20 protein-coding genes are annotated in these 21,481 nt (G+C 68.6%); 14 read left to right on the top strand and 6 right to left on the bottom strand.

Annotated features, from left to right (window positions below; genetic code table 11):
* Positions 1-148: 148 nt before the first annotated feature.
* Both CVV76_RS15755 and CVV76_RS15750 read right to left on the bottom strand, forming a co-directional pair.
* Positions 149-1,462 carry a glutamine synthetase family protein gene (locus tag CVV76_RS15755; RefSeq protein WP_102225622.1) on the bottom strand — a complete coding sequence of 438 codons (1,314 nt, stop codon included), beginning with the start codon at positions 1,460-1,462 and terminating at the stop codon, positions 149-151.
* Complete coding sequence (locus tag CVV76_RS15750) at positions 1,452-2,345, bottom strand: MurR/RpiR family transcriptional regulator (RefSeq protein ID WP_102225621.1); 894 nt, start codon at positions 2,343-2,345, stop codon at positions 1,452-1,454. The genes CVV76_RS15755 and CVV76_RS15750 overlap by 11 nt, the downstream gene beginning before the upstream one ends.
* A 191-nt stretch (positions 2,346-2,536) precedes the next feature.
* Between CVV76_RS15750 and CVV76_RS15745 the strand changes: the two genes are divergently transcribed.
* The 14 genes from CVV76_RS15745 to pdeM all read left to right on the top strand — a co-directional run bounded on the left by CVV76_RS15745 (position 2,537) and on the right by pdeM (position 18,084).
* Entirely contained in the window at positions 2,537-3,352 is an 816-nt protein-coding gene (locus tag CVV76_RS15745) for an N-formylglutamate amidohydrolase (protein WP_102225620.1), read from the top strand.
* A 2-nt stretch (positions 3,353-3,354) separates the two neighbouring features.
* Complete coding sequence (locus CVV76_RS15740) at positions 3,355-4,005, top strand: isochorismatase family cysteine hydrolase (protein ID WP_102225619.1); 651 nt, start codon at positions 3,355-3,357, stop codon at positions 4,003-4,005.
* A 32-nt stretch (positions 4,006-4,037) separates the two neighbouring features.
* Entirely contained in the window at positions 4,038-5,354 is a 1,317-nt protein-coding gene (locus tag CVV76_RS15735; RefSeq protein WP_102225618.1) for an ArgE/DapE family deacylase, read from the top strand.
* Between the two features lie 32 nt (positions 5,355-5,386).
* A complete protein-coding gene (locus CVV76_RS15730; RefSeq protein ID WP_102225617.1) occupies positions 5,387-6,625 on the top strand; it encodes an ABC transporter substrate-binding protein in 1,239 nt (412 codons plus the stop codon).
* A 73-nt stretch (positions 6,626-6,698) separates the two neighbouring features.
* Positions 6,699-7,490, top strand: coding sequence for an ABC transporter ATP-binding protein (locus CVV76_RS15725; RefSeq protein ID WP_102225616.1), 792 nt, complete (start codon positions 6,699-6,701; stop codon positions 7,488-7,490).
* Positions 7,487-8,269: an ABC transporter ATP-binding protein gene (locus tag CVV76_RS15720; protein ID WP_102225615.1), complete on the top strand. Its 783-nt coding sequence runs from the start codon at positions 7,487-7,489 to the stop codon at positions 8,267-8,269. Before CVV76_RS15725 ends, CVV76_RS15720 begins: the two co-directional genes overlap by 4 nt.
* Complete coding sequence (locus tag CVV76_RS15715) at positions 8,266-9,147, top strand: branched-chain amino acid ABC transporter permease (RefSeq protein ID WP_102225614.1); 882 nt, start codon at positions 8,266-8,268, stop codon at positions 9,145-9,147. The genes CVV76_RS15720 and CVV76_RS15715 overlap by 4 nt, the downstream gene beginning before the upstream one ends.
* Positions 9,147-10,091, top strand: coding sequence for a branched-chain amino acid ABC transporter permease (locus tag CVV76_RS15710; protein WP_102225613.1), 945 nt, complete (start codon positions 9,147-9,149; stop codon positions 10,089-10,091). Before CVV76_RS15715 ends, CVV76_RS15710 begins: the two co-directional genes overlap by 1 nt.
* Positions 10,092-10,171: 80 nt before the next feature.
* A complete protein-coding gene (locus CVV76_RS15705; protein ID WP_102225612.1) occupies positions 10,172-10,927 on the top strand; it encodes an SDR family NAD(P)-dependent oxidoreductase in 756 nt (251 codons plus the stop codon).
* Complete coding sequence (locus CVV76_RS15700) at positions 10,924-12,444, top strand: cryptochrome/photolyase family protein (protein WP_102225640.1); 1,521 nt, start codon at positions 10,924-10,926, stop codon at positions 12,442-12,444. The genes CVV76_RS15705 and CVV76_RS15700 overlap by 4 nt, the downstream gene beginning before the upstream one ends.
* Positions 12,445-12,453: 9 nt before the next feature.
* Positions 12,454-13,455: a ligase-associated DNA damage response exonuclease gene (locus CVV76_RS15695; protein WP_102225611.1), complete on the top strand. Its 1,002-nt coding sequence runs from the start codon at positions 12,454-12,456 to the stop codon at positions 13,453-13,455.
* Positions 13,452-15,026, top strand: a complete 1,575-nt coding sequence (locus CVV76_RS15690; RefSeq protein WP_102225610.1) for a cisplatin damage response ATP-dependent DNA ligase — start codon at positions 13,452-13,454, stop codon at positions 15,024-15,026. Before CVV76_RS15695 ends, CVV76_RS15690 begins: the two co-directional genes overlap by 4 nt.
* On the top strand, positions 15,023-17,446 hold the full coding sequence (locus tag CVV76_RS15685; protein WP_102225609.1) for a ligase-associated DNA damage response DEXH box helicase: 2,424 nt from the start codon (positions 15,023-15,025) through the stop codon (positions 17,444-17,446). Before CVV76_RS15690 ends, CVV76_RS15685 begins: the two co-directional genes overlap by 4 nt.
* Before the next feature lie 2 nt (positions 17,447-17,448).
* On the top strand, positions 17,449-18,084 hold the full coding sequence (gene pdeM / locus CVV76_RS15680) for a ligase-associated DNA damage response endonuclease PdeM (protein WP_408607886.1): 636 nt from the start codon (positions 17,449-17,451) through the stop codon (positions 18,082-18,084).
* Here pdeM and CVV76_RS15675 read toward each other — a convergent pair.
* From CVV76_RS15675 to argB, 4 genes are all read right to left on the bottom strand, one after another.
* On the bottom strand, positions 18,047-19,213 hold the full coding sequence (locus CVV76_RS15675) for an MraY family glycosyltransferase (protein ID WP_102225607.1): 1,167 nt from the start codon (positions 19,211-19,213) through the stop codon (positions 18,047-18,049). The two genes, pdeM and CVV76_RS15675, sit on opposite strands and share 38 nt — an antisense overlap.
* Before the next feature lie 103 nt (positions 19,214-19,316).
* Positions 19,317-19,823: a SixA phosphatase family protein gene (locus CVV76_RS15670; RefSeq protein ID WP_102225606.1), complete on the bottom strand. Its 507-nt coding sequence runs from the start codon at positions 19,821-19,823 to the stop codon at positions 19,317-19,319.
* Positions 19,808-20,464 carry a ferredoxin gene (locus CVV76_RS15665; protein ID WP_233192978.1) on the bottom strand — a complete coding sequence of 219 codons (657 nt, stop codon included), beginning with the start codon at positions 20,462-20,464 and terminating at the stop codon, positions 19,808-19,810. Before CVV76_RS15665 ends, CVV76_RS15670 begins: the two co-directional genes overlap by 16 nt.
* A gap of 6 nt (positions 20,465-20,470) precedes the next feature.
* Positions 20,471-21,349 carry an acetylglutamate kinase gene (argB, locus tag CVV76_RS15660; protein ID WP_102225638.1) on the bottom strand — a complete coding sequence of 293 codons (879 nt, stop codon included), beginning with the start codon at positions 21,347-21,349 and terminating at the stop codon, positions 20,471-20,473.
* Between the last annotated feature and the right edge of the window lie 132 nt (positions 21,350-21,481).

Below are 21,481 nucleotides of genomic sequence, written 5' to 3'. Positions count from 1 at the left end.
AACCTGAAGGTCGTAGGTTCAAATCCTACTCCCGCAACCATCGTTACTTGCGAACGCGCGTTCGGTCGAAAGCCCGCCTCACAGGCGGGCTCCTTGCTGTTAAAGACAGCCCCGGCAAAGAACCCCAAAGCTCAGCCCCCGGCCTCGCTCAGTACGCCGCCTCATACGCCGCGCAGATCTCGGCCTCGGTCTTGCCCTCCAGGAAAGCCAGCTCGCCCTGCTTGTGCGCCTGGTAAACCTCGATGAACCCAGCGGGAAACCACTGCGCCGCAACGTCGCCGCGGGCGAAGCGCTCAAGTGCCGCCTCGAGGGTCTGCGGAAGCCGGGCAAGGCCGCGCGACGCCAGGGCTTCGGAAGACAGAAGCGACAGATCCTCCTCGGTCGCATCGGGACAGGACAGCCCCGCCTCGATCCCCGTGGCGCCGGCATGGACCAGCGCCGCGAGTTGAAGATACGGGCTGGCGCTAGCATCGCCCGCGCGGAACTCGAAGTTGAACTGGCGCGCACGGTCGATGTCGCTCATCGCGGACAGCGGGCAGATCCGCACCGCGGCCTCGCGGTCCTGGACGCCGAGGTTGTTGTAGGCCGCGCTCCACCGATGCGGCGTCAGCCGGGTGTAGGACACCACGCTGGGCGCGGTCAGGGCGAGGTACTGGTCGATGTACCTCAACAACCCGCCGATGAAGCTTGCCGCCGCGGCGGAAAGGTTGTGGGGACCCGACGGGTCGTAGGTCGCCGGGCTTCCGTCGGCAGCGACAAGGCTCATGTGGATGTGCACGCCATTGCCGACGCCCGCCGGATCCCGCAGCGGGGTGAAGGTCACCTCGTCCCCGCTTGCCGCCGCGACGGCCTGCACGATCTCCCGCAGGGTCACTGCCTGATCGGCCGCAGCAAGGCCGATCGCGGGGCCGTTCGTGACCTCGTATTGATCTACGCCGTATTCCTTCATCACCGTGTCCGGCTCAAGGCCGGCCGCCCGCATCGCGGCAACCAGGCGTTCGCAGAAGTCGCGGCGCGCGCGAAAGCCTGCAAGGGTGTAGGCGCGGCCGATGGGGGGCTGGGTACCGGTGAACTGGAACTCATGCTCGAACGCCGCCATCAGCCGCAGGCCGGAGACCCGCTCCAGCCGGTCGAGGGCGTCGCGCAGAATCGACCGGGTGCAGCAATACCACGGCGTGCCATCGGTCTGGCGGATGTCGCCCAGGACGAAATCCTCGGCAAGACCAAGCTCGGGTTCCCGCAGCGTGACGCGGGTCGCGGGGTCGGGGATCAGCACCATGTCGCCCAACGCGCCGAACGGGCTGGGGGCGATCGCGTCGAAGCAGGTAAGTTGCACGTTCGTGGGCGCCCAGCCGATGCCGCGCTTCAGGCGCTTGTCGAAATCGGTGGCGGGAAATCCCTTGCCCCGGGTCTTGCCCGCGATGTCGCTGGTGCAGGCATAGACGAGGTGTTCAGGTGTCATCCTTCGGTCCTTCGGTTGATCCGCCGGTCAGGCGAAAGCGGATATCGTCCCACGATTCGATGCGCTTGCGCGTCGCGTCCCAGTTCGATTCGGACACCCGCACGATGATCGCCTCGATCAGCGCGACAAGGCAGACCTGCGTGTCCCATGCGGTCTTGAGCTCGATCGGCACTGCGAAGACGTGGCTGGCACTGGCGGCGATCGGGGACAGCCACTTGTCGGTGATCGCGACGACGCTGGCCTGCGGCTTCGCCACGACCACTTCTGCGAGGCTTGCAAGGTTCTTCTGGTATCTCCGCAGGTCGAACAGGATCACCACGTCCTGCTTGCGCATCCGAAGCACGTATTCCGGCCAGAGCTCCGGGCTCGACGGCAGGTGATAGATGCGGTTGCGGATCTGGCGCAGATGGATCGACAGAAGAAGCGCAATGCTGTCCGTCACCCGCCCGCCAAGGATGAAGATGTTGCGCGACGGATCGGCGATCAGCGCGCAGACCGCGTCGAACTGCACCGGCGAGATGCTCTCGGCCATCACGCCCATCTGCTCGACCAGGCGCTGGGTGTATTCGCTCAGGAACGGGGCGTCGCTGGCCGGCGCCTCGGTGTATTTCAGCTGGACAGGCGACAGCTCGCGCTGCTTCAGCTCCCCGATCAGCTGGCGCTGGAAATCCTGGTAGCCCGAACAGCCCAGCTTGGCGATGAACCGGGTGATCGAGGGGGCGCTGACGCCGCATTTCTGGCCCAGCTCCTGGATCGTCATCAGCCCGCCGTAGGGATAATCGGACAGCAGCACCCCCGCGATCTTCCGCTCGCTCGCGGTGAGATGTTCCATGACCTCGGCGACGCGGTCCCTCAGCGTCTGCGGCGATGTGCTGTCACTCATCCGGGCTGCCCATCCTTCGTGCAGATCGACTATTCCACTCTGAAAATATTTTATCAACGACAAAATATTCGTTGACTCTGATCTCATATTTTCCGTTCCATCGAGCCGGAAGCCAAGCCGCGGCCTCGCGCTCCGGCCCGGAGTGTCGCCTGTCGCGGCGCCCGGAAGAGAACAGGAGTTCGCTCATCACGATGCTGCAGGACGACAGGAATTCGCCGGGAGACACCCCCGCCACGCTGCCGCCGCTGCTGTCCGCGGAAGAGGCGCCCGCGGTCGAAATCGTCAATCCCGAGGGGCAAAGCCCGGTCGTTCTGGTGTGCGAACATGCGGGGGCGCGGGTGCCGTCTGCGCTCCGCTCGCTCGGTTTGCCTGCCGAAGTGTTCGGACGCCACATCGCGGTGGACCTCGGGGCCGAGGGGCTGGCGCGGCGGCTGGCCGCCCGGCTGGACGCGGTGCTGGTGCTGCAGCGCTACAGCCGCCTCGTGGTCGACTGCAATCGCCCGCTCGAGGCCCGCGACTGCATTCCCGAGGTGAGCGATGCGGTCGTGATCCCCGGAAATGCCGGCCTTGGCGAAGCTGAGCGGCGCAGGCGGTACGACGCGCTGCACCTGGCGTTCCACGAAGCGGTGACGCGCGTGATGGACCGTCGGTGCGACCGCCCGACGCTCTTCGTCGCGATCCACAGCTTCACCCGGCGCCTGGCCGGAGACACGACCGATCGACCCTGGCAGATCGGCCTTCTCTTCAACCGCGATCCCCGGCTGGCCGAGCGTCTGATGACGGCGCTCCACATCCTGCGCCCGGGGCTCTCGGCGGCGTTCAACCAGCCCTACGCCGTGTGCGACGGCGGCGATTACACCATCCCGGTTCATGGCGAGGGACGCGGCGTGCCGCACGTCCTGATCGAGGTCCGCAACGACGAGATCGCGACCAAGGAGGGGCAGGACGCCTGGGCCGGGCTGCTTGCCGCGGCCCTGAACGATGCACTCGGGCAGGGGAGTTTCTGACCATGGCCATCACCGACCAACTGACCCGAGAGGTCCCCCTCGTTCCCGCGCAATCGGCGCTGCTGTTCATCGACGTTCAGAACTTCTCGGTTCGGCGCGAGGGCGGTGAGTTCAAGGACGTGCCGCCGGAAGATCTGAACACGCGGTTCGGCTATTACTTCGACCGGCTTTCCACGCTGGCCGTGCCCAACATGCAGCGGCTTCAGGCCGGATTTCGCGCGGCCGGGATCGAAGTGCTCTACACCACCATCGAAAGTCTCACGAAGGACGGCCGCGACCGCAGCCTCGACTACAAGATTACCGGGTTCAACGTGCCGAAGGGGTCGTGGGACGGCAAGGTGATCGACGAGCTTGCCCCCGGCGACGACGAGATCGTGCTGCCGAAGTCGTCGTCGAGCGTCTTCGTCTCGACCCATGTCGACTACATCCTGCGCAACCTCGGGGTACGGCAACTCGTGCTTTGCGGGCTGCTGACGGATCAGTGCGTCGAAAGCGCGGTGCGCGACGCCTGTGACCTCGGCTACCTCGTCACGCTGGTGACCGACGCCTCGGCCACCATGACGCCTGAACGCGAGGCAAGTTCGCTGCGGGCGATCGCGGGCTACTGCCGGCAGGTGACGACCGACGATCTGCTTGGAGAAATCGGCCGCTGACGCGGCACCACGGACGAAAGGAGAGCGAGACCATGACGAAGGCCGAGGACGCCATCAGGACGGTCTGGAACCACATCGACCGAGAGACGGACTATGCCACGGAGCTGACGCAGGATCTGGTCCGCATCCCGTCGGTGAACCCCAAGTTCGAAACCGCTGAGGGTCTGAACCGAGAGCCGGAGGTGCAGGACCGCATCCAGGCGGAAGTGGAGGCGATGGGTTTCGAGACCGAGCGATGGGAGGTCTTTCCGGGCCGGCCCAACCTCGTCTCCGACCTGCCGGGCGATGAAGAGCGCAGCCTGATCCTGTGCGGTCATGTCGACGTGGTGCCCACCGGGCCGCGCGCCGACTGGTCGATGGATCCATTCGCGGCCGACATCCGCGACGGCTGTCTCTACGGTCGCGGGTCGATCGACATGAAATCCGGCGTGGCGGCCTGCCTTGCCGCGGCGCGTGCCATCCGCAACGCGGGGATCGAGCTGGGGGGGCGGCTGTCGATCCACACTGTCGTGGACGAGGAGGCGGGCGGCTTCGGCGCGATGGATGCGCTGGCCCGGGGCAAGACGGCCAAGGGCGCGATCATCGCCGAGCCGACGAACCGCGAGATCATGCCCTGCGAGGGTGGGCTTTACTGGGTGCGGGTCACGATCCGCGGTCAGCAGGCCCATGCCGGCTGGCGCTACAACGAGATCTGGCCGCAGCCCGGCGAGGGATACCGGCGCGTGCCGGGCGTGAACGCGGTCGAACTGGCGACGCGCTTCCTCTCGGCCCTGCGCGACTACGAAAGCATCCGCTGCCGGACCACCCATCACCCGCTGATGCCGCCGGGCCTCAACACCATCAACCCGGGGGTGGTGGTTGCGGGCGCCGGGCTGGGTGAGGACGGTCTTCCGATGATCCTCGGCAACCCGGCGATCATTCCCGATGTCGCGGTGATCGACCTCGACTTCAAGTTCCTGCCGAACGAGACCCCCGAGGAGGTCCGCAGGGAGTTCGAGGATTTCGTGCACCATTTCTGCCAGCAGGACCGCTGGCTGCGCGAGCATCCGATCGCCATCAAGTGGGCGCTTGGCGACCTCTACTTTCCGCCGATGGACACCCCGGCGGATCATCCGCTGGTCACCTCGCTGGTCAGGCACCAGACGGCGCTTGGCGCGCCGCCCGCGATCACCGGGTTCTGCGCGGTCACGGACGGGGCGCATTATGCCGGGGCAGGGGTGGCGCCGGTGATGTTCGGGCCCACCGGCGACAGGCCCCATGGCGTCGACGAATATGTCGAGGTCGCCTCGATCCACGAAACGACCAAGTCCATCGCGGGCGCCATCATCGACTGGTGCGGCTTGCGGTGAGCGAAAGACAACAACCAACAGGGACCCACAAAATGACACGTTCTGCACTGTGGAAGGGCCTCGCACTGGCGGCCCTGACCGGTCTGGCGGCGCTGCCTGCCCAGGCCGACAAGATTGCGAAGATCGGCGTTCTGGCGCCGCTGACCGGCGGCGCGGCGGCCGACGGCACCGAGATGGTGAACGGCGCCAAGCTGGCGGTGGACGAGCTGAACGCCGCCGGCGGCGTCGCGGGCTACAAGTTCGAGGTCGAGGTCGGCGATGTCCAGAACGGCTCGGCCGACGCCGTGACCAGCGCGATCGAGCGTCTCTCGGGCGACCGCGCGCTGAACGTCATGATGACCGGCTACGCCAGCGGCAGCAACTTCGAGATCGAGAACATGGCCGAGATGGACATGCCCTATCTCATCGCCGGCAACTCGGCCCAGACCTTCGGCATCATTTCGCCCCATCCCGACCAGTTCCCCACGGTCTGGTCGATGACCCCCTCCTACGACGCCTACCAGACCGAGATGCTGCCGGTCCTCGACGGTCTGATGAAGGCGGGCAAGCTGAAGCTGCCGAACAAGAAGGTGGCGCTGATCTCGTCGGACAACCCCTATTCCAAGAGCATCATGGAGGGGCTGGCCAAGAATTTCAAAGCCGCGGGCTGGACGGTGACCTCGACCGACCTTGTGCCCTTCGGCGAGATCGACGACTGGCGGACGTTCCTGGCCAAGGTGCGGCAGGAGAAGCCCGGGATCATCATCAACACCGATTACCAGCCGGGCAACGCGGCAAAGTTCCTGACCCAGTTCCTCGAACAGCCGACCGACAGCCTCGTGTTCATCCAGTACGCGCCCTCGGTGCCCGAGTTCCTCAAGCTCACGGGCAAGAAGGCGACGGGCATCGTCTACAACCTGCTGGGCGGTGTGCTGAACACACCGAAGAACCCGCGCGCCGCCGAGGTTCTGAAGAAATACAAGGACAAGTACAAGACGGAGCCCGGCTCCTACGGTCCGCAGCTGTATGAAGAGGTCATGCTCTACGCCAAGGCGCTGAAAGAGGTGGGCGACCCCACGAAGCGCCTTGCGATCGGCAAGGCGATCGGCGCGATGCATGTCCAGACCGCGAGCGGCGAGATCTCGTTCGATCCCAAGACGCATCTCGCGGTGCAGGGCAATGACGGCATCCCGATCCAGTTCTTCCAGATCTGGGACGGCAAGCGCGTGCTGTTCTACCCCGACAAATACGCCGATGGTGGCTTTCAGATGCCGCCGTGGATGAAGAACTGAGACAGGGCACCCTGGCTGCGCGGGCGACCCGCAGCCGGGCCTTTCCCCCAGATTGCAAGGCGACGGGAGATCCATGGCAAGCGTGACGACCTCCAACGAAACGGGCCGCGACGGGAGGCGGGGCATCGGCGCGCCGCTTCTCGAGGTCCGCAACGCGACCCGGCGGTTCGGTGCGCTGGTCGCCGTCGACGGCGTATCCTTCCAGGTCGGCAAGGGTGAGATCTTCGGTATCGCCGGGCCGAACGGAAGCGGCAAGAGCACGCTTTTCAACATCATCACCGGCATTCCCTTCCCGCCCTCTTCGGGTGAGATCGCGCTGGAGGGCCGGCCGATCCAGGGGCTCCGCCCGCACGAGATCAGCCGCGCCGGGGTTCTGCGCACCTTTCAGAAGGACGCCGAGTTTCCGACCCTCACGGCACGCCAGAACGTCTATGCCGGGGCAGTCTATTGCGCCGGGCTGGACCGGGCCGGCGCGCGCGCCGCGGCCGAGACCGCGCTGGATGACGTGGCGCTCGACCCCGCGCGCCGGGACATGGCCGCCGGGGATCTGTCGGTCTTCGAGCGCAAGCAGCTGATGATCGCCTCGGCCCTTGCCGCCCGCCCGAAGGTCCTGCTGCTCGACGAGCCGGCGGCGGGGCTGACCCGGCCCGAGGTCTCGGGCCTCGAGGCGCTGATCCGCACCGCCCATGCCCGCGGCATCACCATCATCCTGATCGAGCATGTGCTGCCACTTCTCCTGAAGGTCTCGCAGCGTCTCATGGTGCTCGACCATGGCGCGGTGATCGCCGAGGGCCTTCCCGCCGACGTGGTGCGCGATCCGCGGGTGGTCGAGGCCTATCTGGGCAAACGGGAGGCCGCGCTGTGACCGCCCCGGATACCGCCCCGCCCGCAGCCGCCGACACTGCGCCCGACACTGCGCCCGACATCGCCCTCGACGTCCGCGACCTGCGCGCGGGATATGACGCCTCGGACGTGCTGGAAGGCATCTGCCTGCAAGTCGCGCGGGACGAGCGGGTCGGGCTTTTCGGGCCCAACGGGCACGGCAAGTCGACGCTTCTGAATACCATCTCGCGGGTGATCCGGCCGCGCGCCGGCCGCGTCGCCTTCATGGGCGAGGAGATCGGCCAGCTACCGGCACAGACGATCGTTGCGCGCGGGCTGGTGCATGTGCCGCAGGCCAACCGCCTGTTCCCGGACATGCAGATCCTCGAGACGCTGGAACTCTCGGCCTACACGCCCCGGGCGCGGGCGGCGAAGGACGAAACCCTCGACCGCGTGCTGCAGCTCTTTCCGCGGCTGGCAGAGCGCCGCCGTCAGGCCTGCAAGACCCTCTCGGGCGGCGAGCGGCAGATGCTGTCGATCGGCGTCGGGCTGATGAGCGCGCCGCGGATGCTGATGCTGGACGAACCGACGCTGGGCTTGTCGCCCAAGCTCAAGGACGAGCTCGCCGAGGCGATTGCCGCGATCTCGGCCACCGGCATCCCGCTGTTGCTGGTCGAGCAGGATATCGCCTTCACCCTTTCGCTGGTCGACCGCATGTACCTGATCGACCACGGCGCGATCAGCCGCGAGGTCGGTCGCAGCGGCGGCGTCGACCACCAGGAGATCATGGAAATGTATTTCGGAACGGGAGAGGGGGCATGAGCCTTGACGTGATCAGCGCCATCCTCGTCAGCGGGCTGGTCCTCGGCTCGGTCTACGCGCTGATGGCCAGCGGGCTGTCGCTGGTCTGGACGACGCTCGGGATCTTCAACTTCGCCCATGGCGCCTTCATGACGGTCGGGGCCTACATCGCCTGGACCGCGTCCGACCAGGCCGGGCTGGGCTACGGGCTGGCCGCAGGGATCGCGCTCAGCGTCGCGGTGATGATCGGTCTGGGGATCGTGCTGGAACGCGTCGTCGTGCGGCCGTTCTACGGCCAGCGGGATTTCCTGCTGATCACGGTGATGAGCACGCTCGCCGCGATGATCGTGCTGCAGAAGGGGACGCAGATGATCTGGGGCGCCCGTCTCAAGCAGCTGGCGCCGATCGTGCCCGGCAAGGCGACGCTCTGGCGCACCACGATCTCGGCGCAGGAGACGCTGATCATCGTGCTCGCGCCGATCGTCCTGATTGCGCTGCAACTGTTCCTGTCGCGCACGCGAACCGGGCGTGGCATCCGTGCGGTCGGTCAGAACCCCGATGCCGCGCGGCTGATCGGCATCGACGTCTCGCGGCTCTTCTACGTCACCTTCGCGCTGTCAGCCGTGCTGGCGGCGCTGACCGGGATCCTGCTCGGCTCTGTCCGCCTGCTGACGCCGCAGTTCGGAGACGATCCGCTGGTCAAGGCGCTGATCATCGTCATCTTCGGTGGCCTGGGGTCGCTGAACGGCACGATCGTGGCGGCCTATGCCATGGGGCTGGTCGAGGCCGCGCTGACCTACGCGATCGGCATCTACTGGACGCCCTCGCTGATCTTTCTGCTGCTTATCCTGGTGCTGCTGGTCAGGCCGCAGGGCCTTCTGGGAAAGGTGACGCGCTGATGATGACCGGACGGAACTGGCGCCCGGCCGCGCTTGTGGCGGTCGTGGTGGTGGGGCTGATCGCGCCCTTCTTCGTGCAGGATACCTATCTGCGGCATCTGTGCATCATCGCCTTCATCTACGCGATGGTTGCGGCAAGCTGGGATCTCAGCCTCGGCTACGCGGGGGTCTTCAACTTCGGCCATATCGCGTTCTTCGGGGTCGGGATCTACGCCACGGGCCTGTCGGCCAAGCTTCTTGGCGTAGATCCGTGGATCGCGCTGCTGCTGGGCGGGGTGGCTGCCTCGGCGGTGGCGGCGGTGATCGCGCTGCCGGTGATCCGGCTGCAGGGGGTGTATGTCGTTCTCGTCACCTTCGCCTTCAGCCAGCTCGTGCTGCAGGTGGTGCTCAGCCAGTCGCAGGTGACCGGCGGATCACAGGGCATGGTGCGGGTGCCGACCCTCTGGTTGCCGGGCTACAACTTCCTGCGCGATTACAAGTTCGGTTACTACTACGTGGGGTTCGCCCTGCTGGTCGCCACCACCCTCGCGCTGCGCCGCATCGCCACCTCGGATTTCGGGGTGTCGATCCGGGCCGCCCGCGACAGCGAGGATTACGCCATCTCGCGCGGCATTCCGATCGGCCGACAGCGGCTCAAGGTGCTGGCCGCAAGTGCCTTCTTCGCCGGGATCGCAGGGGGGTTCTACGTGCTCTACCTGCGCGTGGCCTCGCCCGAGGTGTTCGACTTCTCGACCGTCTCGCTGGTGCTGAGCATGGTCCTCGTCGGCGGCACGTCGAGCATCTATGGCCCGGTCTTCGCAGCCCTCCTGCTGACCTTCGTGTCCGAGGGCCTGTCGAATGTCGACGGGCTGGGGGTGGGGCGCTTCATCCTCGTCGCGGTGCTGATGGTCGCGATCCTGCTCTACCTGCCGAAGGGGCTGGCCTCGATCTTCGCGCGGCGCTGACGCGCGGCCGGGCAAAGCCGCAAGGGATCCACCTCCCGTCCCCGCGCGTAATGCTAGGGACACGACACGCGGGAGGTGCAATGCAGGAGCGACCGGAAAGACTCGAGGATCCGTCGGCCGCCACGCCCGATCCGCTTGCCTCCCTGCCGGAGGGGGGTGTGGCCATCGTGCTTGGCGCGACCGGCGGGGTCGGCGGGGCCCTGGTTGCGGCCTTGCGCGAGCATCCGAAATTCGCACATGTGATCGCGGCGTCCCGGCGCGAGGCCCACCGCTTCGACCTGGCTGACGAGAACAGCATCGCCGCCCTCGCCGGCGAGGCCGCCACGCTGGGAGAGATCCGCCTTGCCATCGACGCGACGGGCCTGCTGTGGAACGACCGCATCACGCCCGAGAAGAGCCTGCGCGAGATCGACCCGGCCGCGCTGGCGGAATCCTACGCCGTAAATGCTATCGGCCCCGCGCTGCTGATCAAGCATTTCGCGCCGCACCTGCCGCGGCGGGGGCGGTCGGTCTTTGCCACGCTGTCGGCGCGGGTCGGCTCGATCGGCGACAATCGGCTGGGGGGCTGGTACGGCTACCGCGCCGCCAAGGCCGCGCTGAACCAGATCGTGCGCTCCGCCGCGGTGGAGCTGCGCCGCACCCGGCCCGAGGCGATCTGCGTCGCGCTGCATCCCGGCACCGTCGACACCGGCCTGTCGCAGCCCTTCGCCCGCACCGGCCTGAAGGTCCACACCCCCGAAGCCGCCGCAGGCCACCTGTTGCGGGTCATCGGCGGCCTGAGCCGCGAAGACAGCGGCGGCTTTCGCGATTGGCAGGGCGAGGTGATCCCGTGGTGAAGGCGCTGCGCATCGTGTTGGGCGACCAGCTCAGCCGCGACATCTCGGCCCTCGACGGGATCGAGGCGGGCGATGTCGTCCTGATGATGGAAGTGGCCGAGGAAACCACCTATGTCGGCCACCACAAGCAGAAGCTCGTGCTGTTTCTCGCCGCGATGCGGCATTTCGCCGAGGAGCTGCGCGACAAGGGTCACGAGGTCGATTACATCCGACTGACCGACGCGGGCAACACCGGCGATTTCACTGGCGAGGTGAAACGTGCCGTCGCGCGTCACAAACCCGACCAATTGGTCGGGACTGAGCCTGGCGAGTGGCGCGTGGCCCGGGCGATGGAGGGGTGGGACAAGGTCCTGGACGTCGAGGTGGAGATCCGCCCCGACACCCGCTTCTTCGCCTCGCACCAGCGTTTTGCCGACTGGGCCAGGGGCCGCAAGTCCTGGCGGATGGAACATTTCTACCGCGAGATGCGGCGCGAGACGGGCCTTCTGATGCAGGGCGACGAACCCGCAGGCGGCGACTGGAACTACGACGGCGACAACCGCAAGCCCTGGCCCAGGCGCAAGCCCGTGCCGCACCGCCGCCGTTTCCGCCCCGACGACATCACGCGCGAGGTGATCGACCTCGTGGCCGACCGCTTCCCCGACAACATCGGCGGTCTTGACCATTTCGATTGGCCCGTCACCCGGCACGAGGCGCTGGCGGCGCTGCGCGATTTCATCGAGACCGCGCTTCCCGGGTTCGGCGATTATCAGGATGCGATGAAAACGGGGGCGCCGTTCCTCAACCACTCCCTCCTCTCGCCCGCGCTGAACCTCGGCCTTCTGTCCCCGCGCGAGGTCTGCGCGCGGGCCGAACAGGCGTGGCAGGACGGTCATGCCCCGCTCAACGCGGTCGAAGGGTTCATCCGCCAGATCCTTGGCTGGCGGGAATACGTGCGCGGGGTCTACTGGGCGAAGATGCCGGGCTATGCCGCGGCGGACGCCCTAGACGCGGACCGCCCGCTTCCCGCCTTCTACTGGACCGGCAAGACAGACATGGCCTGCCTTGCCCACGTGATCGGCGACACCATCGACCACGCCTATTCGCACCACATTCAGCGCCTGATGATCACCGGCAATTTCGCCCTGCTGGCGGGCATCCGCCCGCGCGAGATCGAACGGTGGTATCTTGAGGTCTATGCCGACGCGCTGGAATGGGTCGAGATGCCGAATACCCTGGGCATGGCGGTCTTTGCCGACGGCGGGCTGATGGCGTCGAAACCCTATGCGGCCTCCGGCTCCTACATCTCGAAAATGTCGGATTTCTGCACCGGGTGCAGCTATGACGTGAAGAAGAAGACGGGCGAGGGCGCCTGCCCCTTCAACGCGCTCTACTGGGCGTTCCTCGACCGCAATCGCAAGCACCTGAAGGGAAATCCCCGCCTCGCCATGCCGTACCGCACGCTGGACGGCTGGGATGCCGACCGGCGCGAGGGGTACGCCGCCGCGGCCCGCCATTTCCTCGACGGTCTGGATTAGGATGCGGCGATGACCGAGCCGCTTCTGGATCTTACCCCCGAGGGCCTGTTCAGCCCGGCGCTGGGGGCGCATATCGACCCGCATCGCCCGGTAGCGCGGGCGATCATCACCCATGGCCATGCCGACCACGCCCGTGCAGGCCACGGCGCGGTGCTGGCCACCCGCCAGACCCTCGACATCATGGCAATCCGCTACGGCGCCGATTTCGCCGGCCAGACCCAGGTGGCGGACGGCGAGATTACCATGGGCCGCGCCCGGGTGCGCCTGGTGCCCGCGGGCCACGTGCTGGGATCGGCGCAGGTGGTGATCGAGGCAGGCGGTCGGCGCGCCGTGGTCTCGGGCGACTACACCCGCACGGCGAACCCTGCCTGTGCGCCGTTCGAGCCCGTGCCCTGCGACCTCTTCGTCACCGAGGCGACCTTTGCCCTGCCGGTCTTCCGCCATCCTCCGCCGGAGGTCGAGATCGCGCGGCTTCTCGCCTCCGTCGCAGCCTTCCCCGAGCGCCCGCACCTGATCGGTACCTATGCTCTGGGCAAGGCACAGCGGCTGATCATGCTTCTGCGGCAGGCCGGGTGGCACGCGCCGATCCACATCCACGGCGCCTTGCAGCGGCTGTGCGATTACCACGTCGAACAGGGTATCCCGTTGGGAGAGCTGCGCCCCGCGACGATGGACAGGGCCGAGGCGCGGGCGCTGTCCTCCGCCATCGTCCTTGCCCCGCCGTCGGCCTTCGCCTCGCCCTGGGTGCAGCGTTTTGCCGACCCCGTGGTCGGGTTTGCTTCGGGGTGGATGCAGATCCGCGCGCGGGCGCGGCAGCGCGGCGTGGAACTGCCGCTTGTGATCTCGGACCATTCCGACTGGGGCCAGCTGACCGCTACGGTGGAGGAGCTGGACCCGGCCGAGTTCTGGATCACCCATGGCCGCGAGGACGCGCTGATGCGCTGGGCCGATCTCACCGGCCGACGCGCCCGTCCGCTGCGCCTGCTTGGGTACGAGGAGGAGGCGGAATGAAGGCCTTTGCCGCCTTGCTGGAACGTCTGGCCTTCACCCCCGGCCGCAACGCCAAGCTCGCGCATCTGGAGGGGTATTTCCGCGACGCCCCCGATCCCGACCGCGGCTATGCGCTAGCGGCGCTCACCGGCGATCTGTCGCTTGGCCGGGTGAAACCCGCCCTTCTGCGCGGGCTGGCCGAGGAAAGGGTGGATCCGGAGCTTTTCGCGCTCTCCTACGACTACGTGGGCGACCTTGCCGAGACCGTTGCGCTGATCTGGCCCGCTGCCGGCGCCGAGGGAGATCTAAGGCTTGCCGACGCGGTCGAGAGCCTCTCGGCCCTGGGCCGGGTCGAGGCAGGGCAGAAACTGGCGGGCTGGCTCGACACCCTCGGCCCTTCGGAACGCCTCGCGCTCCTGAAGCTGGCGACCGGGGGGCTGAGGGTCGGTGTCTCGGCCCGGCTTGCGCGCGCGGCGCTCGCCCGGGTCGGCGCGCCGGAGGTCGAGGAGATCGAGGAGGTCTGGCACGGTCTCGAACTGCCCTATCGTGAGCTCTTTGCCTGGCTGGAGGGCGGCCCGCGCCCCGAGGCCGCCGCGCTGGCGCCGTTCCGGCCGGTCATGCTGTCGACCCCGACCGATGCCGAACAACTCGACCCTCTCGACCCGGCCGAGTACGCAGCCGAATGGAAATGGGACGGCATCCGTGTTCAGGCGGTGGCCGAACAGGGCACCGCACGGCTTTATACCCGGACGGGCGAGGACATTAGCGCGGCCTTTCCCGACATCGTCGAACGGATGGCGTTCGAGGGCGCGCTGGACGGCGAATTGCTGATCCGCCACGGCGAGGTCGTCGCCCCCTTCGCCGACCTGCAGAAGCGGCTTAACCGCAAGAGCGCGGGCAAGACCATGCGTACGCGCCACCCCGCGGCCCTGCGCCTCTACGACATCCTCACGTGGGAAGGCGAGGACCTGCGCCCCTTGCCCTTCAACACCCGCCGCACCCGGTTGGAGGCGGCGCTGACCACATTGGACGAGCCGCGCTTCGACGCCTCGCCGATCCTCGATTTCACGACGTGGGAAGAGCTTGCGAACCTCCGTGCCGACCCGCCCGAGGCGGTGATCGAGGGTGTGATGCTCAAGCGCCGCGACAGTGCCTATACCGCCGGCCGCCCCCGCGGCCCGTGGTTCAAATGGAAGCGCGACGCACTGCTAGTCGACGCGGTCGTCCTTTATGCCCAGCGGGGGCATGGCAAACGCTCGGGCTTCTATTCGGATTTCACCTTCGCGCTGTGGGATGGTGACGCGCTGGTGCCGGTAGGCAAGGCCTATTCCGGCTTCACCGATGAGGAGCTGCGCCGCCTCGACCGCTTCGTCCGCGACCACACGGTGGAACGTTTCGGGCCGGTTCGCTCGCTGCAACCCCGGCTGGTGGTCGAGGTGGCTTTCGAGGGGCTGAACCGTTCCAGACGCCACCGCTCGGGCGTCGCCATGCGGTTCCCCCGGATCAACCGAATCCGCTGGGACAAGCCCGCGGCTGAGGCCGACCACCTTCCGGCGCTTACCGCGCTGTTGCCGCCCGAGGTCACGCCGTGACCGCGCTGCCGCAACCCTTTGCCGACTGGTTCGCCGCGCGCGGATGGTCCCCGCACCCGCACCAGCTGGCGCTGCTGGAGGCCGACGGCGACAGCCTGCTGATCGCCCCCACCGGCGGTGGCAAGACGCTGGCGGGTTTCCTGCCCTCGCTGGTCGAGCTGGCCGGGAGCGGTGCGGGGCTGCACACGCTGTACGTCTCGCCGCTCAAGGCGCTGGCCGCCGACATCCGCCGCAACCTCTCGGTCCCGATCGAGGAGATGTCGCTGCCCGTGCGCGTCGAGGACCGGACCGGCGACACGGCCAGCCACACGCGGCGGCGCCAGCGGGTGGACCCGCCCGATATCCTGCTGACCACGCCGGAATCGCTTGCGCTGATGCTTTCCTACCCCGAGGCGCCGAAGATCTTCGCCAACCTCCGCCGCGTGGTGATCGACGAGATCCACGCGCTGGCCGAGGGTAAGCGCGGCGACCAGCTGATGCTTGGCCTTGCCCGGTTGCGCACCCTTGCGCCGGGCCTCTCCGTGACGGGCCTTTCGGCGACGGTCGAGGATGCCGGCGCGCTGGCGGCCTTCATGGGCGGCGCCCGGGTGATCCGCGCCGACCCGGGCCCGGCGCCGGACGTGGCACTGCTGCCCACCATGGCGCTGCCGCCCTGGGCCGGCGGCAACGGCCATTACGCGGCCCCCGACGTGATGCGCGCGATCGAGGGGGCGCGGATGACCATGGTCTTCATCAACACCCGTGCCCAGGCGGAACTCTTCTTCCAGAAGCTGTGGGAGGTGAACACGGCGAACCTGCCGATCGGCCTTCACCACGGCTCGCTCGGCCGCGAGGCCCGTGGGCGGGTCGAGGCCGCGATGGCGGCGGGGGAGCTGCGTGCCGTGGTCTGCACCGGCTCGCTCGACCTCGGGATCGACTGGGGTGATGTAGACCTGGTGATCCAGGTTGGCGCGCCGAAGGCGGTGAAGCGGCTGGTGCAAAGGATTGGCCGGGCGAACCACCGCTACGATCAGCCCTCCCGCGCGCGGCTGGTGCCGGCGAACCGGTTCGAATGGCTCGAATGCCTCGCCGCGCTGGATGCCGTGGCCGAGGGCGACCTCGATGGCGAACCTCGCCCCGACGGCCCGCTCGACGTGCTCTGCCAGCACATCCTTCTCACGGCCTGCGCCGGGCCGTTCGATGACTATACCCTGTTCGGCGAGGTCCGCCGCGCCGGTCCCTACGCGAACCTGAGCCGGGCCGAATTCGACGCCTGCCTCGATTTCTGCGTGACCGGGGGCTATGCGCTGAAGGCCTACGACCGCTGGCAACGGCTGATGCTGCGCGGCGGGCTCTGGCAGCTGCGCGACCCCCGCGCGGCGCGGGACCTGCGGCTGAACGTCGGCACCATCGTCGCGCCCGAAACCCTCAGCGTGCGCCGCCGCAGCCGTGGCGGCGCGCCGATCGGCGAGATCGAGGAAAGCTTTGCCGCCTCCCTCTCTCCCGGCGATACCTTCCTGATCGGCGGCAAGGTGGTGCGCTTCGACCGGCTGCGCGAGACGGTGGTCGAGGTCTCGGACGCAGGCGGGCGGGAGCCGAAGATCGCGGTGTTCAACGGGCTGAAGATGGCCACCACGGTCGCGCTGGCCGGGCGGGTGCAGGCGATGATCGGCGCCTCCCACGCCGCGCTGCCGGCGCCGCTGGCCGATTGGCTTGACCTGCAGGGGCGGATTTCGGCACTGCCCGCGCCAGGCTGCCTGGTGGCCGAGACCTTCCCGCGCGGCGATCGCTGGTACCTCTGCCTCTACGGTTTCGCGGGTCGCAACGCGCACCAGACGCTGGCCCTCTTGCTGACCCGGCGGATGGAGGAGGCGAACCTTGGCCCCCTGGGGTTCATCGTCACCGACTACGCGCTTCTGATCTGGTCTCTGGACCCGGTCGAAGACGTGGCCGCGCTGCTCTCGCCCGAGGATCTGCGCGCGGGGCTGGACGCCTGGCTTGCCGACAACGCCCTGATGAAGCGTAGTTTTCGCGCCGTTGCGACGGTGGCGGGGCTGATCCAGCGCAACCTGCCGGGGCGGCGGAAATCGGGGCGGCAGGTGACATTCTCCTCCGATATCCTCTATGACACCCTGCGCCGCCACGACCCTGGCCACCTGCTGCTGGAAGCCACGCGGCGGGCGGCGCAGCACGGGCTGGTCGATTACGGAAGGATCGAGGAGATGCTGCGCGCCAACCCGAGGGTGATCCATGCCAAGGCCCCCCATGTCACGCCGCTGGCCGCGCCGATGTTGCTCGAGGCCGGGCGGGTGGCCATCCGCGGTGCGGGGGAGGAGCGGCTGATCGCGGCCGAAGCGGCACGGCTGATGGCCGAGGCCGGGCTGGATGCGCTGGACGGGACGGAGATCGTCGCAGCACAGGGCTTCGGAGGCGCGGCGTGAGGCTGCCCTTCCGCTTTGCCGGCCAGTCGTTCGAGGCGCTGGGATCCGGTGCCCTATGGTGGCCGTCCGAGCGCGCGCTTCTGGTCGCCGACCTGCACCTTGGCCGGCCGGACCGGATGGCGCGCCGCGGCGGCGCGCTGCTGCCGCCGCAGGGCGATGCTGAGACGCTGGAGCGGCTGACCGCGGCGATCGAGGCGGTGCGCCCCGCCCGGGTGATCAGCTTGGGCGATGCGTTCGACGATGCCGCCGGGCCGGAGGGCCTGCTGGCCGCCGATGCGGCGGTGCTGCGGCGGTTGCAGCCCCGCGCCGACTGGACTTGGATCGCGGGCAATCACGAGGGGCTCACCACCCCCGGGTTCGGCACCGCGCTGGCCGAATGGCACGGCGGCGGGATTGCGGCGCGCCACGTGGCGCGGCCGGGTGCAGGGCCCGACATTTCCGGTCATTACCATCCCAAGGCCCGGCTGGCGGGGCGGCTGCGTCCCGTGTTCCTGGTTGGGGCCGGGCACCTGATCCTGCCCGCGTTCGGCGCCTATACCGGCGGGATGGACTGCACCCGCGCGCCGTTGCCGGGATTGACCGTACCTGGCCTCGGCATCGTCACCGGCGCTGTTCCGCGGGCCTTTCCTCTGCGGTGACGGGGGGCGCGGCCGCGGCGACCGGCTCCGGCTGAAGGGCGGCCGCAGCCGAGGCGCCGGCATGGGCCAGGGTGTAGAGCGTGGCGATCCCCGCCGTGGCGGTCAGCACCGCGGCGGTGCCGGAGCGCGCAAGAAGAACGGCTAGCGCGGCTGACAGCGCGGGAAGCAGCCACAGCAGCGCGCCGGTCAAGGCGTTGCGCGGCCGGGGCGGCAGGAGCCACCGGGACAGCGCCCGGTAGGTCAGGCTGTGCAGATGGCCGAGGTCGGGCCGCCCGATGGCCCGCGCCCCGCCGTGGCGCCGCCGCGCGATGCTGTGCGCCGTCTCGCTGATCGGGTAGGCCAGCAGCAGAACGCCCGTGAGCGGCGCCACCTCGGGGTTGCGGGCGGGCAGCGCCAGTGCCAGCGCGGCCACCGTCAGCCCCGCCAGATAGGCCCCCCCGTCGCCAAGGAAGATCCGCCCGCCGGGAAAGTTCAGCACGAGGAAGCCGACGACCGCCCCCAGGACGATCAGCGCGGCGGCGGAAAGCGGGGCGTCGCCCGCGTCGGCGGCGATCCCGGCCAGGCCGAGCAGGAGGATTGCCGCCGTTCCCGCCGACAGGCCGTGGCATCCGTCGATCAGGTTGAACGCGTTCGCGACCCCGCCGAGCGCCACGCCCGCCAGCATCACTGCAACCCCCGGCAGCACCAGCACCGCATCGACAGGTGGCAGGCCGAGCCGGTCCGGCGCGCTGCCCGAGGCCGCGGCGAAGATCAGCCCGGACATGATCGTCGCCGCCAGCCGCAGCCGCACCCCGCCAGCGCCGGTCAGATCCTCGTGCAGGCCGGCGGCAAGGGCGGGCAGGGCGGCCAGCGCCAGCGCGGGCCAGAGCGCGCCCACCTCCGGCGACAGCAGCGCCCCGGCGGCCAGGCCGGGCGCAAGCGCAAGCCCGCCAAGCCGCGGTACCGCGTGGTCATGGATCTTCTGCAGCCCGCCCGGCGGGTCGGACCCGCGCGGTGCACGGCCCGACATGTGGCCAGGCACCCGGCTGCGCCGATGGCCCGGTGCGCGGGCCCTGCGATGGATGTGGATCAGCAGTGCCCCCGCGGCCAGCGCCACGAGAAAAGCCGTCAGCATGGGAAGATACGGCATCTTGCCCCGTTCCTTCGGTGGACTCACCGGGAGCGAGGATCGGAGCTCAAGCTTACCATTTGCTGAATCTCCACCGCCGAACCGGCGAGGTTCCGGCCCGAGGTCACTCCTCCAGGTCGCGCGGCACCACGAAATCCACCACGCCGGCCTTGGCGAAACTGGCGTCTTCCCAGCTGTCGATCTCGAATTCGGCCACCAGTGTGGCCCCGGTGGGGAATTTCTGGAACTCGGGGTGCAGCGGGGCACGGGCCACCAGACGGTGCGCGAATTCCGCGATCCCCGGGTTGTGGCCGATCACCATGACCGTGTCACCGACGGCATGGCGCAGCACTGCCATGATCACGTCGGCGGCGGCGTTGTAGAGCGTCGGCAGCAGTTTCGCCTCGGGCGCGCCCTCGAGATGTTCGGACAGCCGCGCCCAGGTCTCGGTCGTGCGGGTGGCATTCGAACACAGCACGGTGTCGGGCAGGTACCCGCGCGAGGTCAGCCATGCGCCGATTTCGGCGGCGGCCCGCTGCCCGCGGGTGTTCAGCGGGCGGGCATGGTCGGGCATCAGCGGGTCGTCCCAGCTCGACTTGGCGTGACGGATCAGGATCAGGCGCTTGGGCATCGGTGGAACTCCCCCATGTGATAGGCCGACTGGACCTCCAGTCGCCCGGATGTGGCCGAGACCGGACAGGCCCGCCGGACCGCGCATCCCCTTTGCCGACAGGCCCCTCCCTCGGGCCGGTCGAGGAAGGCGTGGCAGGCGGGCACATCATAGCCCCGGGGCGTGAGCGCGCCCGCCGGACAGGCGGAGGCGCAAGGTGCGGCGCAGCCCTTGCAGGGCGGTACGGAGGGCGGTGCGGGCAGGGCAAGGCGCGCGGGCACCCTGAGCGCCCCGCGATAGGATACCATCAGTCCCGCGGTGTCGTGTACGAGAAGCTGGACCGGCGAGGCCCAGGCGCGACCGCTTTTCAGGGCCCATTGATAGAAGGGGTGCCAGGGCGGGCCACCAAAGGGAAACAGCGCCTCGGCGCCATGCCGGGCGGCAAGCGCGCCGATCACCCGCGCCGACCAGCGGTCGATCGGGTCGGGGGCGCCGTCGTGCCATTCCGGCTGTGCCGTCAGATGGGCCCAGTACCCCGGCTCGGCCGGGCCGAGAAGGATCAGCGTGCCGTCCCCGTCGTGAAAGGCACCGAGTACGGCAAGACGTTCCGCCGCCGCGTCGCGGGCGACCGTGTCAAAGGCGATGGCGTCGCACGCGCCCACCCGGGTCTACTTCGACCGGAGGCGCTGTTGCGAGGCGTTGGATCGGATGATGCTGCCCGCGCCATGCTCGGTGTAAAGTTCCAGCAGGCAGGCGTTGGGCACGCGGCCGTCGATGATCGTCACCGCGCGCACGCCTTGTTCTATCGCGGCCAGCGCCGTCTCGGTCTTGGGGATCATGCCGCCTGAGATCGTGCCCGCCTCGGTCATTGAACGGACCTCCTCGGGGGTCAGCTCGGTCACCACGGTGCCGCTTTCATCCTTCACGCCGGCCACGTCGGTGAGCAGGAGCAGGCGATCGGCCTTCAGCGCGCCGGCGATGGCGCCTGCGGCGGTGTCGCCGTTGACGTTGAAGGTCTCGTTGTCCTCCATCCCCGTCGCGACGGGAGCGACCACCGGGATCATGCCGGCGCTGTAGAGGTCGCGGATGATCTCGACGTTCATCTCGACGGGCTTGCCGACGAAGCCCAGCTCCGGGTCGTCGGCCACGCAGACCATCAGGTCGTCGTCCTTGCCCGAGATGCCGACGGCGCGCCCGCCCTCGTCGTTGATCGCCTGCACGATCCGCTTGTTGACGAGGCCCGACAGGACCATCTCGACCACCTCGACGGTGGCCTTGTCGGTGACGCGCTTGCCGCGGACGAATTCCGACTGGATGCCCAGTTGGCCGAGCAGCTTGTTGATCATCGGGCCGCCGCCGTGCACCACCACCGGGTTCACGCCGACCTGCTTCATCAGCACGACGTCACGGGCGAAATCGGCCATCGCCTCATCGTCGCCCATGGCGTTGCCGCCGAATTTGATGACCACCACGGCGCCGGTATAGCGCTGGAGGTAGGGAAGGGCCTCGGACAGCGTCCGGGCGGTTTCGACGGGATCGCGCATGATCTGCTTCTTCATCGCTCGTTTCCTCGGGCCTGGTTCGAAGTCGTAGACCGTTCCGCTCCGGCTGCCAAGGGCGGCGGGACGGCGGAGATTTCGTGCCCTGAACCCCCGTGGAGTATTTCGACAGGAAACAAG

This window comes from Acidimangrovimonas sediminis, assembly GCF_002871005.1.
Classification (GTDB): domain Bacteria; phylum Pseudomonadota; class Alphaproteobacteria; order Rhodobacterales; family Rhodobacteraceae; genus Acidimangrovimonas; species Acidimangrovimonas sediminis.
The sequence above is the reverse complement of the archived record's forward strand: the minus strand, read 5'-3'. Positions and strand labels throughout refer to the sequence as shown.